15 protein-coding genes and 1 riboswitch are annotated in these 15,942 nt (G+C 71.1%); of the genes, 3 read left to right on the top strand and 12 right to left on the bottom strand.

Going from position 1 to position 15,942, the window contains the following annotated elements:
* Nucleotides 1-11: 11 nt before the first annotated feature.
* The 5 genes from HCJ93_RS13240 to HCJ93_RS13220 all read right to left on the bottom strand — a co-directional run bounded on the left by HCJ93_RS13240 (nt 12) and on the right by HCJ93_RS13220 (nt 5,458).
* Nucleotides 12-1,202, bottom strand: coding sequence for a hypothetical protein (locus tag HCJ93_RS13240; RefSeq protein ID WP_167994566.1), 1,191 nt, complete (start codon nt 1,200-1,202; stop codon nt 12-14).
* A gap of 33 nt (nt 1,203-1,235) precedes the next feature.
* On the bottom strand, nt 1,236-2,249 hold the full coding sequence (locus tag HCJ93_RS13235; protein ID WP_167994564.1) for a C40 family peptidase: 1,014 nt from the start codon (nt 2,247-2,249) through the stop codon (nt 1,236-1,238).
* 207 nt (nt 2,250-2,456) lie between these two features.
* On the bottom strand, nt 2,457-3,497 hold the full coding sequence (locus tag HCJ93_RS13230; RefSeq protein WP_167994562.1) for a C40 family peptidase: 1,041 nt from the start codon (nt 3,495-3,497) through the stop codon (nt 2,457-2,459).
* A gap of 274 nt (nt 3,498-3,771) precedes the next feature.
* On the bottom strand, nt 3,772-5,115 hold the full coding sequence (locus tag HCJ93_RS13225; RefSeq protein ID WP_167994560.1) for an NYN domain-containing protein: 1,344 nt from the start codon (nt 5,113-5,115) through the stop codon (nt 3,772-3,774).
* 103 nt (nt 5,116-5,218) lie between these two features.
* Complete coding sequence (locus HCJ93_RS13220) at nt 5,219-5,458, bottom strand: hypothetical protein (protein WP_167994558.1); 240 nt, start codon at nt 5,456-5,458, stop codon at nt 5,219-5,221.
* Between the two features lie 166 nt (nt 5,459-5,624).
* On the opposite strand from HCJ93_RS13220, the gene HCJ93_RS13215 reads away from it, so the two are divergent.
* On the top strand, nt 5,625-6,368 hold the full coding sequence (locus HCJ93_RS13215; RefSeq protein ID WP_167994556.1) for a rhomboid family intramembrane serine protease: 744 nt from the start codon (nt 5,625-5,627) through the stop codon (nt 6,366-6,368).
* Nucleotides 6,365-6,646 (top strand): Lrp/AsnC family transcriptional regulator, encoded by a 282-nt coding sequence (locus tag HCJ93_RS13210; RefSeq protein WP_167994554.1) that lies wholly within the window; start codon nt 6,365-6,367, stop codon nt 6,644-6,646. Before HCJ93_RS13215 ends, HCJ93_RS13210 begins: the two co-directional genes overlap by 4 nt.
* Before the next feature lie 109 nt (nt 6,647-6,755).
* Here the strand turns inward: HCJ93_RS13210 and HCJ93_RS13205 are convergent, their stop codons facing one another.
* From HCJ93_RS13205 to ctaE, 6 genes are all read right to left on the bottom strand, one after another.
* Complete coding sequence (locus HCJ93_RS13205; protein WP_167994552.1) at nt 6,756-8,123, bottom strand: aminotransferase class V-fold PLP-dependent enzyme; 1,368 nt, start codon at nt 8,121-8,123, stop codon at nt 6,756-6,758.
* Between the two features lie 154 nt (nt 8,124-8,277).
* Nucleotides 8,278-8,395, bottom strand: a riboswitch (SAM riboswitch).
* A gap of 73 nt (nt 8,396-8,468) precedes the next feature.
* The gene (trpD, locus tag HCJ93_RS13200) at nt 8,469-9,533 is read right to left on the bottom strand and encodes an anthranilate phosphoribosyltransferase (protein WP_167994550.1); all 1,065 of its coding nucleotides are present in this window, start codon (nt 9,531-9,533) and stop codon (nt 8,469-8,471) included.
* Nucleotides 9,534-9,655: 122 nt separating this feature from the next.
* The gene (gene qcrB, locus HCJ93_RS13195) at nt 9,656-11,293 is read right to left on the bottom strand and encodes a cytochrome bc1 complex cytochrome b subunit (RefSeq protein ID WP_167994548.1); all 1,638 of its coding nucleotides are present in this window, start codon (nt 11,291-11,293) and stop codon (nt 9,656-9,658) included.
* A complete protein-coding gene (gene qcrA / locus HCJ93_RS13190) occupies nt 11,290-12,345 on the bottom strand; it encodes a cytochrome bc1 complex Rieske iron-sulfur subunit (RefSeq protein ID WP_167994546.1) in 1,056 nt (351 codons plus the stop codon). Before qcrA ends, qcrB begins: the two co-directional genes overlap by 4 nt.
* The gene (qcrC, locus tag HCJ93_RS13185; protein WP_167994538.1) at nt 12,342-13,154 is read right to left on the bottom strand and encodes a cytochrome bc1 complex diheme cytochrome c subunit; all 813 of its coding nucleotides are present in this window, start codon (nt 13,152-13,154) and stop codon (nt 12,342-12,344) included. The genes qcrA and qcrC overlap by 4 nt, the downstream gene beginning before the upstream one ends.
* Before the next feature lie 82 nt (nt 13,155-13,236).
* Complete coding sequence (ctaE, locus tag HCJ93_RS13180) at nt 13,237-13,848, bottom strand: aa3-type cytochrome oxidase subunit III (protein ID WP_167994536.1); 612 nt, start codon at nt 13,846-13,848, stop codon at nt 13,237-13,239.
* A gap of 153 nt (nt 13,849-14,001) precedes the next feature.
* Between ctaE and HCJ93_RS13175 the strand changes: the two genes are divergently transcribed.
* On the top strand, nt 14,002-14,403 hold the full coding sequence (locus HCJ93_RS13175) for a response regulator (protein WP_167994534.1): 402 nt from the start codon (nt 14,002-14,004) through the stop codon (nt 14,401-14,403).
* 185 nt (nt 14,404-14,588) lie between these two features.
* On the opposite strand, the gene HCJ93_RS13170 is transcribed toward HCJ93_RS13175, so the two are convergent.
* A complete protein-coding gene (locus tag HCJ93_RS13170; RefSeq protein WP_167994532.1) occupies nt 14,589-15,842 on the bottom strand; it encodes a L,D-transpeptidase in 1,254 nt (417 codons plus the stop codon).
* Nucleotides 15,843-15,942 lie beyond the last annotated feature (100 nt).

Below are 15,942 nucleotides of genomic sequence, written 5' to 3'. Positions count from 1 at the left end.
GGGCAGGAGGATCAGCCGAGTTCGGCGCGCAGGTAGTCGCGCCACTGGGCGGTGAAGGCCTCGGGGGTGGTGCCGAGGACGCTCTTCATGGCGGACTCGACGGCTCCTTCGCGCCGGTCGTGGGCGCCCACGGCGCGGTAGAACTCGCCGAGGCGGTCCTCGCCCCAGCGGTCGGCGATCAGGCGGCAGGCGAGCCAGCCGCTCTCGTAGGCGCGGGCGAGGCGGTCGGCGTCGCCGGAGAAGCCGAAGTCCTCGTCGGCGGGGAGGGCGGTGGGCAGGTCACCGCGGCCGACGGCGTAGGCGAGCTCGGGGGCGGCCTCGGCGGGGGTGCGGGCACCGCTGCGGTAGCCGACCCAGTCGGCGAAGCCCTCGGAGAGCCACAGCGGGGTGGCGGCCGTGGTGTGAGCGCGGGTGGCGACGTGGGTGGTCTCGTGGGTGAGGACGACCCGGCGGCCGGAGTCGCCGAGCAGGCCGAAGGCGTCCGGGTTGACGATGACCCGGTCCGCGGGCGCCCGTCTGCCGGTGCCGGTCTCGCCGGTGGTGACGGCGGCGATGCCCCGGTAGGAGGAGGCGGGCGAGTTCAGCAGGCCCGCCATGCCCTGCAGGGACTCCGGGACCAGGACGACCACCCGGCGGGGCCAGGGGCGGTCCCAGGCGTCCGAGACGGCGGGGACCGCGCGGTCGGCGAGCTCGGCGTAGTCGCGCAGCTGGTCCGAGGGCCGGCCCACGCCCAGCACCAGGCTGCGCTCGCCCCGGGCCACGCGCACCGTGCCCTGGTCCCACAGCTGCTGGCCGGCCTTGCGGGCGGGGCGGTCGGAGTCGACGATCCAGCGGTCGTCGGCGCCGCGGCTCAGCCGCAGGGTGCGGGCGGTGGTGACCGGGGCGCGGTCGTGGCCCCGGACGCGGTAGCTCAGGTCGGCCTGGGCGGTGGCGGTGTCGCCGGAGCGCCGCACGGCGGTGACCCGGTAGGACCAGTCGGCCAGCGGTACGGCGCTGAGCCGGTCGTAGCCGGTGCGGTCGCCGGTGCGGGCGTAGGCCACGGGGTCGCGGTCGAGGACGGCGCGGGCCCGCCGGTCGAGCAGCGACTGCACCTCGGCTCGCGCGGAGTCGGCGGCCGGCGGTCCGCCGCACGCCACCAGGGCGACGAGCAGCAGACACAGCGCCACCACCGACGCCCCCGACACCCGCCTTCGACCAGCCACCTTTCCGAGGGTAGGGGCGCCCGCCCCGTGTGGTCAGACCCTGGTGACCGACGAGACGGGCATCATGCCGACCGGGTCGTACCGCACCGGCGCGCCGGGGTACGGGGCGTGGATCACCTGACCGTTGCCCGCGTACATACCGACATGGCCGGCGTCGGAGCGGTAGATCACCAGGTCGCCGGGGCGCGCCTGGGACAGCGGGATCTGCCGGCCGGCGTACCGCTGGCCCTGCGAGGTGCGCGGCAGGGACACCCCGGCCTGCTGGTAGGCCCACTGGGTCAGCCCTGAGCAGTCGAAGCCGGAGGGCCCGTTGGCGCCCCAGACGTAGGGCCTGCCGAGGGCCGAGCGGGCGGCGGCGAGGGCCGCCGCCGCGCGGGAGGAGGCGGGGGCGGCGCCGGGCAGGCCGAGGTCGTCGCGGCCGGAGCGGGTGGCGCGTTCGTAGGCGGCGCGCTCGGCGCCGGGGAGGGAGCCGAGCAGCCGCCGCGCCTCGGCGAGCTTGCGCTCGACCGTCCGCTTGTGCGCGGCGGCGGCCTTGCGGCTGCGTTCCAGCTCGGACAGCTTGCCGGCCGCGGCGGAACGCTCCTGGGCGAGGGTGCGCAGCGCCTGGTGCAGGGTCCGGAGCTGTCCGGCCCGGCGTCCGGTGATCCGGTCCAGCACGGACGCCTTGTCGAGGTAGTCCGCCGGGTCGTCGGAGAAGAGCAGTTCCAGGGAGGGGTCGAGGCCGCCGGAGCGGTACTGGGCCCCGGCGAGCGAACCGAGCGACTCCCGCAGGGTGTTGACCCGCTCCTGCTGTCGTGCGATCTCGTCCTGGGCGGTGCGGATCTGCCCACGCAGCCGGTCGGCCCGCTCGTCGGCCCTGTTGTACGCCTCGATCGCCTTCTCGGCCTGCCGGTGGAGGCGGTCCACCTCGGAGCGGGTGTCGTCGGCGGGTGCGGCGGCGGCCGGCACGGCGGCCAGGGCGGCGGCCGCCGCGGAGAGCAGACCGACGGCGACGGTGGCCCCCCGGTCGACACCGGAGGACGGTGCTGGGCGGCGATGGGACCCCACGGGAAGCCGCACTCCTTCCGCTCGCGGACGGGAAACGCGGCAGACAGTAGCCCCGAGCCCCGATGCCGGCCAACGACCTCGGCCGCCACGCACGGTGACGCCCCGCCTGCGACGCAGGTCACGGGCGGGGCCGAGGTGTCCCGGGCGACGTGGTGATTCCCCCGAACGGAGGCATCCGGGTGTCCGTCCACCCGGGTGCGGGGTGCGTCAGACGCGGACGCCGAACATGAACGGGCCGCCGATGGTGTTCATCGACTCGTAGCGCACCACGGTGCCGGTGCGCGGGGCGTGGATGATCTGGCCGTTGCCCGCGTACAGACCCACGTGGTGCAGGTCGTTGAAGAAGAAGACCAGGTCGCCGACCTTGAGCTGGTCCACCGAGTAGATCTTGGTGCCGGCACCGGTCTGGGCCTGGGAGGTGCGCGGGAGCTGGACGCCGGCCTGCGCGTAGGCCCAGGAGGTCAGGCCCGAGCAGTCGAAGGAGGACGGGCCGGTGGCGCCGTAGACATAGGGGCTGCCGAGCTTGCTCTGCGCGGCGGCGAAGGCGGCGGCGGCGCGGCCGGAGCCGGGCGGCACATTGGCGCTGAGGGCGTCGCGCTCGGCGGCGCGGCTGGCGCGGTTCTGCTCCTCGGCGAGCTGCGCCTTCTCCTCGGCGGTGAGGCTGTTGAGCAGCTTCTGCGCGGCGGCGAGCTTGCTCTGCACCTCCTTCTTCTTCTTGCCCAGCTCGGTGCGGGTGGAGGAGAGGTCCTTGAGCTTCTCGGCCGCCTCGGAGCGCTGCTGGGCGAGTTCGCGCTGCTTCTCCTGGATCTTCTTCAGCGCCTCGACCTGCTGTCCGCTGAGCTGGTCGAGGGTGGACGCCTTGTCGAGGTAGTCGTCCGGGTCGGAGGAGAGCAGCAGCTGGACGGAGGGGTCGATGCCGCCGCTGCGGTACTGGGCGCTGGCCATCGCACCGAGGCCGTCGCGCAGTTCGTTGAGTTCCTGCTGACCGCGGGCCACGTCGTCCTGGATGGTGGAGATCTCCTTCTGGAGCTTCTCCTGCTTCTCCTTGGCCCCGTTGTACTTCTCGGTGGCCTTCTCGGCCTGCTCGTAGAGCTTGTCGACCTTGGCCTTGACCTCGTCCTTGCTCGGCTTCTCGCTCGGAGCGGCGTTGGCGGCCTGAGAGCTCAGGGCAACAGCGGCAGCGGCGGCAGTGGTGAGCACGGTCACACGTGCGCGGCTCGGCTGCTTGGGACGACGGTGGGACGCCACGGAGACGAGCTCCTTCTCGAGAGTGATCGCGCGGTCGCGGGTTCGAGCAGACCCTAATGATGTTCTTGTGATCAGTTCAAATCCCCGGCCACAAAAACTCCGCTACAGCGCGTTTATTTACCCTCAACTCACCTGCCGTGATGCCGGGTTGACGCTACGTTGCGTGACGGTTCCGTCAATTCGGGCATAGGGACGCTACGTTGCACGGGGGACGGAAGTGATCCGAGTATCAGGAAAGCCGCTTGCCGAGTGCGTGCTGGGTACGTGCTGATGATCAGGAAAGCCGCTTGAGAAGCACCGCCGATGCCACCGGGCGTGCGCCGGCGCGGGCGACCCCGTCGGCGACCTCCCGATCGGTGGAGACCACGATGACGGGCCGGCCCGGCGGTTCGGCGCGCACCAGCTGGCGGATCAGCTCGTCGGCGGTGACCCCGGGTTTGGAGAACAGCACCCGCACCCCGCGCGGCGGGGCCAGCAGCACCGGCGCGGCCAGTTCGGCCCCGTCGAAGACGCAGGTGACCTCGGCGCCGGTCTGCGCGGCGAGCTGGGCCAGCTGCCCCAGCAGCCTCAGCCGCTGCTTCTCCAGGGGCATCTGGGGATAGCCGGTCTTGGTGACGTTGTAGCCGTCGACGACCAGATGGGCCTGCGGCAGCGCGAGCAGCTGGTCCAGGATGGCCGGATCGTTCTCGGAGAGGGCGCGGGCGGCGATGTCCTTCGGGGTCATCCGGCCCGGCTCCACGGCGTCCACGGTCTCGGCGGGCCGCACGGACACCGGCGGCAGGGCGAGTTCGCGGCGCAGCCCCTGGGCGGCGTCCAGGACGGTGTCGAGCAGCAGCCGCACCCGCATGTCCTCCACGCTGCGGCCCTCCCGGGCCGCCCGGCGGGCCGCCTCGAGCGCCGCCTCGGTCTCGCCGAGGCGGGCCTTGAGCCGCCGGGACTCGCTCTCGGCGGCGGACACCTGCGCCTGCCCCTCGGCGCGCACGGTCTCCATCTCGCCCTGCAGCTTGCGCAGCGCCGCCTCGCCTCGCTTGACGTCGCTGAGCGCGCTGCGGAGCTTGCGGTGCAGCGACTCGGCCTCCTTGCGGACCGTCTCCAGCTCGCCGCGCAGCCGTTCGGTCTCCGACTTGGTGTGCTCGCGGGCCCGGGCCAGCTCGGCGCGCAGCCGCTCCACCTCGGCCCGCATCTCCTCGTCGGCACGCTCGGCGTCGGCCCGCCGGGCCTCCTCGCCCGCGGCGGTCACCAGCTTCACCCAGCCCGGCGGGCGCAGAACATAGGCCGCGGCCGCCACGTCGAGCGGATCCGCGGCCGGGGGCGGGGAGCCGGAGTCGAGAGCGCCGGCGAGTTCCGGCTGGGCCTCTCTGAGCTTCTCCCCGATCCGCTGCCGGAACAGCGGGTCGGTCTCCAGCGCGGCGGCCATGGCGTTGCCCGCGAACTTGGCTCTGCGGTTCGGGGTGAAGCGCGCGAACTGCCGCAGCTGGGCGGGCAGCTCCGAGACGGTCAGCTGCCCGAATCCGGCGGAGACGATCTGCACCACACGGCGGCGCACGCCGTCGGGCAGCGGACGGTCGAGCACCTCAGCGGTGCCGTCCTGCGGCCCCCCGCCTGCGGTCTCCACCATCCGTCACACCCCAATGCCTGTGTGCGACCCCGCGAGCGGGGTCGCCGTCAGCGGGGCCCTGCCCCGCTCTCGACGTCGCTCGAGCGGGAGGGAGCCCCTTCCGTCAGGAGCCGGCACCCGGCCTGTCCACGAGTTCCACCTGGTCCACGGCGTTGCACCAGCGGCACCGCACCGACTCGATCGTCTCACTGAGCACCTCGCGCTCCTCGACCTTGGGCTCTCCGGCCAGATCGAGGTGGACGTACTCCACGACCTTCGACGAGCGGGTCACGTCGAAGCGGGTGAGATTGCCGCAGAGCGTGCAGCGCCACCGCGTCGTGGCGGTCGGCAGGGGAACCGTCATCGTGCCTCGGCTCTTTTCCTTCTCGGCTTCCATTGTCGGTGACGCCCCGCGCACGCGGTCCGTCATGGCTCGTAACCCTACGGCCTGGGGGCTCCCCGCCGCCCGCCCGTCCACGGCGGCGAGGCATTCTGTGCGGTCGCGTCCGGTTACGTCATGCTCTGTAACCATGATCCGCATCTGGAGCGCGCCGGCCTCCGCAGGGGCGGCGGGCCGCGCCTCGACGGCCCCGGTGACCCGCGCCCTGATCGTCCTGTGCTGCGCGGTCTTCCTGCTCGGACCGGCCTCCGGCCTCAATCCGCTGTACGGCGCGGGCGAGGAGCTGCTCGCGGCGCAGCAGACCTGGTTCAGGCGCTGGGGCGTGATCCCCGCAGAGCTGTTCGAGGGGTCCCCGGCGGCGGTGCTCACCCCGGCCACCGCCCTGTTCGTACACGCGAGCTGGGTGCATCTGCTCGGCAACATGCTCTTTCTCCACGTCTTCGGGGTGATGACCGAGAAGCGGATGGGGCGGGCGCGGTTCACCCTCTTCTGCCTCGGCTGCGGCTGTCTCGCGCTGCTGGGGTACGCGGCGGCGAACGCGCACTCGGAGCAGCCCCTGGTGGGCGCCTCCGGGGCGATCTCGGCGGTCCTCGGCGCGTTCCTCTTCCTGTTCCCGCGCGCCCGGGTCACCAGTCTGCTGCCGTTCGCCTTCTTCCTGCCGGTGCGGCTGCCCGCCTGGGTGGTGCTGCCGTTCTGGGCGGCGCTGCAGTGGGCGGCGGCCCGGCAGCAGGCACCGGACGGCCCCTCGGTGGCCTATCTGGCCCATCTGGTGGGCTTCGGCCTGGGCTTCCTCGTCGCCTGGGTGGGCTTCGGCCGGGCGACTAGAGTGAAAGCCGCCCCTGCACCGGCCTCCGAGGGAGAGAACCAGCCGTGATCACCGCGATCGTCCTCATCAAGACCAGCGTGGACCGGATCCCCGAGATCGCGGAGCAGATCGCCGCGCTGGAGAACGTCAGCGAGGTCTTCTCCGTGACCGGCACCTACGACCTCATCGCCATGGTCCGGGTGAAGGACCACGAGGACCTGGCGGAGGTCATCCCGGGCCGCATCAGCAAGATCCCGGGGGTCGAGGCCACCGACACGCACGTGGCCTTCCGGACGTACTCCCAGCACGACCTGGAGGCGGCGTTCGCCATCGGGCTGGACAACTGAGACCGCCGGCTTCGGGCGCGTCCCGCACGGGGCGGTCCTGCCCGCAAGCGCCTGCTGCCGGGCACCCGGCTCCGGCCGCCGGGCAGCGCTCCCCGGCGGCCGGGCCCGCTCAGGCCGAGGTGTCCGGGACGCAGCGGCCGTCGACCGTGTGGTAGGTCCAGCGGGCGCCGTCGCGGACGAGTTCCCTGACGGCGGTGACGAAGCGGTCGACGTGTTCGTCGGGGGTGCCCGCGCCGAAGCTGACGCGGACGGCGTTGAGGGACTTCTCCCCCGGTGCCGCCTCGGGGGCGCCGCACTCGCCCTGGGCCCGGTCCTCGGCACCGAGCAGGGTCCGCACCAGCGGGTGGGCGCAGAAGAGGCCGTCCCGCACACCGATGCCGTACTCGGCGGACAGCGCGGCGGCGAAGTGGGAGCTGTTCCAGCCGTCGACGACGAACGACAGCACGCCGACGCGCGGGGCGTCCTCGCCGAACAGCGCAAGGAAGCGCACCTCGGGCACGTCGGCCAGTCCCTCCCGCACCCGGCGGATCAGGTACTGCTCCCGCGCCACCAGCGCCTCGAAGCCTGCCTCGGTGAGCGCCTTGCAGGCGGAGGCGATGGCGTAGGCGCCGATGACGTTGGGCGAGCCGGCCTCGTGCCGGGCGGCGCCCTCGTGCCACTCGACGTCCACTCCCCCGTCCGCGCGGCGGCCGACCTTGCGGCTGGCGCCGCCGCCCGCCAGGTACGGCTCGGCCGCGCGCAGCCAGTCGGCCCGTCCGGCGAGGACGCCGGAGCCGAAGGGTGCGTAGAGCTTGTGCCCGGAGAAGGCGACCCAGTCGACGTCCAGGTCGCGGACGCTCACCGGGTGGTGCGGGGCGAGCTGGGCCGCGTCCAGCACGATCCGGGCGCCGTGCGCGTGGGCGGCGGCGGCCAGTTCCCGCACCGGCCACAGCTCCCCCGTGACGTTGGAGGCGCCGGTGACGCAGACCAGGGCCGGGCCGTGCGGGTCGCGGGCGGCGAGCGCCCGCTCCAGGGTCTGAACGGCCCGTCGCGGGCTGTCCGGCGCGTCCAGGCAGGTGACCCGGGCCTCGCGCCAGGGCAGCAGCGACGCGTGGTGCTCGGTCTCGAAGACGAAGACCTGGCAGCCGGCGGGCAGCGCGGAGGCGAGCAGGTTGAGGGAGTCGGTGGTGGACCGGGTGAAGACGACCTGGTCGTCCGCGCGGCAGTCGAGGAACTCGGCGACGGTCCTGCGGGAGTTCTCGAACAGGTCGGTGGAGAGCTGGGAGAGGTATCCGGCGCCGCGGTGCACGCTGCCGTAGTACGGGGCGTAGGCGGCGACGTCGTCCCAGACGCGCTGGAGGGCGGGGGCGCTGGCGGCGTAGTCGAGCGCCGCGTAGGTGACCTCGCCGCCGGTGACGAGCGGGACGGTGACATCCCGCCCCAGAACGGGCAGCGGGGCACAGACGGACACGTCGGCGGCAGGGGTGAGGACAGACATGGAGAACTCCCGTGAGGGCAGCCGGGAACACGGCACCGGCGGAGAAGAACGACGAGAAGAAGGTGTGCGGAGGCGGGCCGGGAAAACGGCCCTAGCGCATTCGCTTGCTCACGGAAGACTCCCTCGATGGACCAGGACCCCTGGTGTCGCGAGGGGTCCGCGCTTGCCGTAGGCCTTGCTGCCGTACGGCCTGGTCTTCACCCGGGGCACCCCGCCACGGACGGAGGGTTGCCGGACAGTCGGCCGGGGCCTGATGACTGTCACTCATGACCTGGACAGGAACGTAGGCGATCACGGCGATGTCCCGCAACCCGTGTCCGGATCGCGGGACATCGTCCGTGGGCGTCAGGCGTTGCTGACGGCCACCCAGCGTTCCAGCACGCGCCGGGCGGCGCCGGAGTCGATCGACTCGGCGGCCTGCTCGATCCCGGCCCGGATCTGCTCGGTGAGCGACCCGCTGCCCGGCCGCAGCGCGACCAGCGCCGCCGCGGAGTTCAGCAGCACCGCGTCACGCACCGGGCCCCGCTCGCCGTCGAGAACCCGCCGGGCGACCTCCGCGTTGTAGGAGGCGTCGGCGCCGCGCAGCGCCTCGACGGGCACCAGCTCGATGCCCACGTCCCGCGGGTCGAAGGTCTCCTCGGTGACCGTGCCGTCGCGGACCACCCACACCCGGGAGGTGGCGGTGGTGGTCAGCTCGTCCAGCCCGTCGTCGCCGCGGAACACCAGCGAGGAGTTGCCCCGCTCGGCGAACACGCCCGCCATGATGGGCGCCATCCGCGGGTCGGCGACGCCCACCGCCTGGCACCTCACCCGGGCGGGGTTGGCCAGCGGTCCGAGGAAGTTGAACACGGTGCGGATGCCCAGCTGTGAGCGGGCGGCGGCCACATGGCGCAGCGCGGGGTGGAACTTCACCGCGAAGCAGAAGGTGATCCCGGCCTCCTCGGCGACCTCGGCCACCCGTCGCGGGGTCAGCTCCAGATTGACGCCGAGCTTCTCCAGGACGTCGGAGGCGCCCGAGGCCGAGGAGGCGGCCCGGTTGCCGTGCTTGACCACCTTGGCGCCGGTGCCGGCGACCACGATCGAGGACATCGTGGAGATGTTGACGGTCCGGGCGCCGTCGCCGCCGGTGCCGACGATGTCCACGGTCTCGCCGGGCACCTCGATGACGTTGGCGTGCTCGTACAGGGCCCGGACGCAGCCGGTGATCTCCTCGACCGTCTCGCCCTTGGCACGCAGCGACACCACGAATCCGGCGATCTGCGCGTCGGTGGCCTCGCCCCGCATGATCAGGTCCATCGCCCAGGCGGTGTCGTCGGCGCTGAGGTCCCTGCCCTCCAGCAGCCCGTTCAGCAGGGCGGGCCAGGAGCGGCCCGCCGCAGTGTCGCCTCCAGCGGGGGTCACAGCGCTCATAGCCGCTCCTGATGGTCGTAGACGTTCCAGAACTCCCGGGCACCACCCTATCCAGCCCGGGGCATGCCGAAGGGCCCCGTCCGCAGACCGGACGGGGCCCCTGCAGGTGGCGAGTGCAGCGATCAGTGGTGGCCGTGGCCGCTCGTGATCTCGTTGTACTCCTCGACGGTCGGCTTCGGAATCTGGGACTCCTCGCCGTAGTACGCCTTGCTGAGCTTGGCGCGCAGCTTCTCGGTGCCCTTCACCTTGCGCTCGACACCGTGCTCGTCGACCGTCGGGCCGATCTCCACCGGCTTGTACTGCTCGTGCGCGGTGAGCGTGTACAGGGCCTCCTGGCTGAGCGGCTCGTGCACCTCGATGAACTCACCGTGCGGCAGGCGCTTGATGATGCCCGACTCGCGGCCGTGCAGCACCTTCTCCCGGTCCCGGCGCTGCAGGCCCAGGCAGATCCGCTTGGTGATGATGAACGCGACGACCGGGCCGGCGAAGAACCCGATCCGGACGAACCAGGTGACCGCGTTGATCGAGAGGTTGAAGTGCGTGGCGATGATGTCGTTGCCACCGCCGATCAGCATGATCATGTAGCCGGTGACCCAGGCGACACCGAAGGCCGTGCGGGTCGGGGCGTTGCGCGGGCGGTCCAGGATGTGGTGCTCGCGCTTGTCCCCGGTGACCCAGGACTCGATGAACGGGTACAGGGCGATGACCCCGAGGAAGAGGCCGAACAGCACCAGCGGGATGAACACGCCCAGGACCAGGGTGTGGCCCCAGAAGTTGATCTCCCAGCCGGGCATGGCGCGGACCAGACCCTCGGCGAAGCCCATGTACCAGTCGGGCTGGGCTCCGGTGGAGACCATGTCCGGGCGGTACGGGCCCAGGTTCCAGATCGGGTTGATCGAGGCGATGCCGGCGATCAGCGCGATGAAGCCGAAGACCAGGAAGAAGAAGCCCCCCGCCTTGGCCATGTACACCGGCAGCAGCGGCATGCCGACGACGTTCTTGTTGGTCCGTCCGGGACCCGCGAACTGCGTGTGCTTGTGGTAGAAGACCAGGATCAGGTGGCCGACCACCAGACCGAGCATGATGCCCGGCAGCAGCAGGATGTGGATCGAGTAGAACCGGGCGACGAAGTCGGTCCCGGGGAACTCCCCGCCGAACAGGAACATCGAGATGTACGTGCCGACGATCGGCACGGACAGGATCGCGCCCTGGGTGAAGCGGACACCGGTGCCGGAGAGCAGGTCGTCCGGCAGCGAGTAGCCGGTGAAGCCGGTGAACATGCCGAGCACGAACAGCAGGAAGCCGAACAGCCAGTTGATCTCACGCGGCTTGCGGAACGCGCCGGTGAAGAAGACGCGCATCATGTGCACGAACATGCCAGCGAGGAAGACGACCGCGGCCCAGTGGTGGATCTGCCGGATGAGCAGACCGCCCCGGACGTCGAAGCTGATCCGCAGCGTGGAGGCGTACGCCTCCGACATCAGCTGGCCCTGCATCGGGATGTAGCTGCCGTGGTACTCCACCTCGTTCATCGACGGGTGGAAGAACAGCGTCAGATACACACCCGTGAGGATGATGATGATGAAGCTGTACAGGCAGATCTCACCCAGCATGAAGGACCAGTGGTCCGGGAAGATCTTGCGCATGTTGGCCTTGGCCAGGGAGTAGATCCCGAGCCGGCCGTCGGCCCAGTCGGCGACGCGCTCGCCGGCCGGTGCCTTCCCGCGAGAGCGGGGCTGTGTGCTGGTGTTGGTGCTCATCCGCGCTCCCAGAATGCAGGACCGACGGGCTCTTCGAAGTCACTGAGCGCTTCGAGGTAGCCCTCGTCGTTCACGCCGATCCGCAGCTGCGGGAGAGCGTGACCGGCGGGACCGAAGATCACCTTGGCACCGTCGGAGAGGTCGAAGGTGGACTGGTGGCAGGGGCAGAGCACGTGGTGCGTCTGCTGCTCGTACAGGGAGATCGGGCAACCGACGTGGGTGCAGATCTTCGAGTACGCGAGGATGCCCTCGTGTCCCCACTCCATCGTGCGCTTGTCCTTGATGTCCTCCGGCTGGATGCGGACGAGCATCAGGGCGGCCTTGGCGATCTCGTTGTTGAAGTCGTGGTCGTGCTCCTCGAGGCCCTCCGGCTTGGCGAAGGTGAGGGAGCCGGTCACGATGTCCGAGGGGCGCATCGGCTCCCCGGTGTTCTGGTTGATGAGCAGCTTGCCCTTTGACCACAGGGTGTGACGCAGCTTGTCCTCGGGCAGCGGGCCCAGTTCGCGCAGCAGCACGACGCCGGACAGCGGCACCACGGCCAGCGCGCCGAACATGGTGTTGCGGATGAGCTTGCGCCGGCCGAGCTGGGACTCCTTCGCGCCCTGGCGGAAGTCGTCCATGACCTTGGCACGGACCTCGGGCTCGGCCTCGATCGCGTGCCGCTCGTCGGTCAGCTCCTCGTCGGACATCAGCGTGCGGGCCCAGTGGACCGCGCCGGCGCCGATGGTGAACAGGGAGACGCCGAGCGTCACACCGAGCGCGAAGTTCAGCGCGCTGACGTGACCGAACGGGAAGATGTAGACGATCTTGTCGACCGGGATCGCCACGAAGGCGGCGATGAAGCCGATGGTGGCCAGCATCGAGACCGTGAACAGCAGGGCGACCGTGCGCTCGGACCGCTTGGCGGCCCGCTCGTCGATGTCCTGCCTGCGGTGCTCGTGAGGCGGCAGCCCCGGGTCGGCGAACGGGTTCTTCTCGTCCGCCACACCTACCGCGCCGTGGGCGGTGTCCTGCGCTGCGGGCAGGTTCTCTTCTGGAATTTGGCTACTCATGACTTCTTGGCCTTTGCGGTCCGAGCGGCGACCCACACTGCGACGGCGATCAGACCGCCGAGACCGAAGATCCAGCCGAACAGACCCTCGCTGACCGGGCCGAGCCCGCCCAGCTCAAGGCCGCCGGGGTTCTCGGTGTCCTGGCTGTTGACCTCGTCCAGGTACGCGATGATGTCCTTCTTGTTCTGCTCCGACAGGGTGCTGTCGGGGAACGAAGGCATGTTCTGCGGGCCGGTGAGCATGGCCTCGTAGATGTGCTTCGGGTCGACGTCCTCGAGGTTCGGCGCGTACTTGCCGTGGGTCAGGGCGCCGCCCTTGCCGGTGAAGTTGTGGCACTGCGCGCAGTTGTTGCGGAACAGTTCGCCGCCCTTGGCGATGTCGGCACCCTCGGGGCTGTACTGCGACTCGGCCGGGATGGCCGGGCCGGCGCCGAGGGAGGCGACGTACGCCGCCAGCGCGTCGATCTCGGCCTGGGTGTAGACCGGCTTCTTGCGCGGGATCTGCGCGCCCTGCGAGGTGGCGGCCGGCATGCGGCCGGTGCCCACCTGGAAGTCCACGGCCGCGGCGCCCACGCCCACCAGGCTCGGCCCGTCGGAGGTGCCCTGACCGCCGGTGCCGTGGCAGCTGGCGCAGTCGACCGCGTAGAGCTTCTTCCCCTCCTCGATGGTCAGGGACTGGGCGGTTTCGTCGGCCTGCGCCTTGTCCGCGGGCGCGAACACGGCGTACAGCCCCCCGGTGCATGCCAGCGCGAGGAGTAGGACGACGAGCGCCGCCGCCGGGTGGCGTCGTCGTGCGGAGAGCTTTTTCACGGATTACCCCGGTGTCAGGATCTTCTGCGTCGATGCTTCTGGCTTGGTGCGCTTCTTCAAGCGCGCGCGGTTGCGGGCCCGGCTACTTGATCATGTAGATCGTGGCGAAGAGGCCGATCCAGACGACGTCGACGAAGTGCCAGTAGTAGGACACGACGATGGCCGCGGTCGCCTGCTCGTGGGTGAACCTCCGGGCCGCGTAGGTGCGTCCCAGGACCAGCAGGAAGGCGATCAGACCGCCCGTCACGTGCAGGCCGTGGAAGCCGGTGGTCAGGTAGAACACCGAGCCGTACGGGTCGGACGAGAGCGAGAGGCCCTCGTGCTTGACCAGCTCGGTGTACTCGAAGACCTGGCCGCCGATGAACACCGCGCCCATGATGAAGGTGACGATGAACCAGCCCCGGAGCTTCTTCACGTCACCGCGCTCGGCGGCGAACACGCCGAGCTGGCAGGTGAGCGAGGAGAGCACCAGGATCGTGGTGTTCGTCGCCGAGAACGGGAAGTTCAGCGCGTCGGCCTTCTCCGACCAGAACTCGGGTCCGGTCACCGATCGCAGGGTGAAGTACATCGCGAAGAGGGCCGCGAAGAACATCAGCTCGGAACTCAGCCAGATGATGGTTCCGACGCTGGTGAGGTTCGGCCGGTTGACCGACGGGTGCGCGTGCCCGGTATCTACTGTCGTTGCTGTCGCCACGCCGACATTATGTCGGTCGCTTATCCCGCCCTCACTCCGGGGGGTGCCGTTCGGAGTGTCTCCACCCGCCGCACCGGTGTTGACGTGGTGTTCAAGGGAGTAGCATCCGGCCCAACGGGCTTGTCCTTACGACGCTGACGTCACGGAGGAAGCATGCAGCCGACCGCCACGGTGCTGGTGTACAGCGACGACGCGAACACGCGGGAACAGGTGCGGTTGGCCACCGGCCGACGGCCGGCCCCGGACGTCCCTGTGGTGGAGTTCGTGGAGTGCGCGACCCCGGCCGCGGTGATCCGCGAGCTGGACAAGGGCGGGATCGACGTCTGCGTGCTGGACGGCGAGGCCGTGCCGATGGGCGGCATGGGGCTGTGCCGGCAGATCAAGGACGAGATCTTCCAGGCTCCCCCGGTGCTGCTGCTCATCGGGCGCCCCCAGGACGCCTGGCTGGCCACCTGGAGCCGGGCGGAGGCCGCGGTGACCCTGCCGGTGGACCCGGTGGAGTTCGCCTCGGCACTGGCCTCCCTGCTGCGTTCCCGGCGCCTGCAGAGCGCCTAGCTCCGGCTTCTCGGGAGCCCGGGTCCGTCCGTCCCGTCCGTCCCGTCAGGCGCGGCTCGCGGGGGCCTGCGGGCCTGCGGCCGCTCGGGCCCGGTGCGCGCCCCCGTGTCCGCCGTGCGCGCCCTCGTGTCCGCCGTGCGCGGTCCCGGGCCCCCACGGCGGCGCCGGCGCCCTCCGGGGGCGTCTCAGGCCGCCGCCGGGCGCAGCCGTGCCGTCTCCTGGGGTGCCGCGGGGCCCGCTGTGAGCGCGCTGCCCTGCTGCCACTTCTCCCACGGGACGTTCCAGTCGCCGAAGCCGTTGCCGAACGGCTCCATCGTGTCGCCGTCGGAGTTGACGACCTTCACCAGGTCGCCCTCGCGGACGTTGTCGAAGAACCACTCGGCGTTGGCGGTGTTCATCCCGACGCAGCCGTGGCTGACGTTGGCGTAGCCCTGGGAGCCGACCGACCAGGGGGCGGCGTGGACGTACTCACCGCTCCAGGTGACGCGGGTGGCGAACTGCACATTGAGGTCGTAGGACTCCGAGGAGCCCTCGGCTATGCCGACCGTGGTGCTGCGCATACGTACGAAGCGTTCCTTGCCGAGGACGACCTTGACGCCGTTGCGGGTCTCGAAGCCCGGCTTGCCGGTCGTGACGGGTATCGACTTGACCTCCTCGCCGTTCTTGTAGAGCGTCAGCCGGTGGGCGGCGGCGTCGGTCACGGCTATGACCTGGTCGCCCGTGGTGATGGTGAGCGGCTTGGCCTTCCCGCCGCGAAGCCGGTCGTTGATCTTGATGCCCTCCAGGTTGCTGCGTACCTGGACGGTGGCGCGGGCGGGCCAGTACTCCTTGGGGCGGAAGTGGAGCTTCTTGTCGTCCACCCAGTACCAGCTGCCGGTCACCGCGGGCGTGGAGGTGACCTTCAGTCCGCGCTCCACCACGGCCCGCTGGGCGCGGTCCTTGACCGGCACGCTCAGCTCGGCGGTGATCGGCTGGCCGACGCCGTAGGTGCCCGCCTCGGGGCCGAAGGTGACGCCCAGGCGCTTGGTGGTGGAGGGCTTGCCGGTGGTGAAGGTGATCACCTTGCGGCCGGGCGCCCCGTCCTCGTTCTCGGTGCTCACCCGGACCGTGTACTGGGCGTTGGCGGCCAGCGGCGAGGTGCTGTGCCACCGGCTGCCGTCGGCGGCGAGCTCACCCGCGACATAGCGGCCTGCGGCGTCGCGGGCGGTGACGTCCGTGATGCGGCCGTCGTCGTCCTCGGCGACGACCTCCAGGGGCTTGTCCGGGTCGACGGTCTTCTTGTCGCCGGTGGGGCCGCTGAACGAGATCTGGTCCGCCGCGTCGTAGGGCTCGGCGGACAGCGGGTTGCCGTCCGAGCTGCAGCCGGTGACGCCCGCGCCGAGGGCGATCACCAGCAGCGTGCAGCCGACGACGGTACGGGTGCGCGGGTGGTGTCTCATGGCCTCACGCTAGGAAGGCCCGTCAACCACGGCGCGCTGGGAGACTCGAACGAGTGATGGGGATTGCGCCCAAAGGCAGAGGCCCGGACCCTCCTGACGG

The sequence above is a fragment of the Streptomyces composti genome (assembly GCF_012034205.1).
GTDB lineage: Bacteria > Actinomycetota > Actinomycetes > Streptomycetales > Streptomycetaceae > Streptomyces > Streptomyces composti.
This window is presented reverse-complemented; position numbering and strand designations above follow the sequence as displayed.